Source organism: Treponema sp. R6D11 (genome assembly GCF_054786075.1).
In genome coordinates, this window is record NZ_BDHD01000895.1 from 1 (window position 1) to 458 (window position 458).

Genomic DNA, 458 nt, shown 5'->3' on the forward strand with positions numbered 1-458 from the left:
ATATAGGGGGTTTTATTCCTAGTGTACCCCTGAAAAAAAAGCACTATATATAGCGTACCCACTTGACAAAATTCTTAAAAATAGTGTATATTATAAAAAGAGGGAGGGAATAATTATGCCAGCAGCAAAAAAAACAGCGAAAAAGACAACAGCGAAAAAGACAACAAAAGCAAAAGCAAAAAAGACAACAAAGAAGTAATGTAAAAATGTTGTCGGTCTGTGGATGGTTCTGCCGCCACAGACCGATACATTCCCACCAAAAAATCATTTAAAAAAATTATAAGCTTTTCCAGTAACCCGTCGCATACTCTACCCTCAGGGGGTTTTTAGCATACAACTTAATAAAAAAGTCGGGCGCAAAGATGTAGTATACGGAGTTGCGGCTTATATTTTTCTCTATTTTATAATTGTTCAATAAAATAGCTATTACGTCTATTTTGCTTTGATTTATACAGCAT

1 protein-coding gene is annotated in these 458 nt (G+C 34.5%); it reads right to left on the bottom strand.

The window, feature by feature from the left end; all coding sequences use genetic code 11:
• Positions 1–277 precede the first annotated feature (277 nt).
• Positions 278–458 (bottom strand): hypothetical protein (locus ACYVTD_RS16705; RefSeq protein WP_461248778.1); only part of this gene is annotated, 181 nt, incomplete at its 5' end.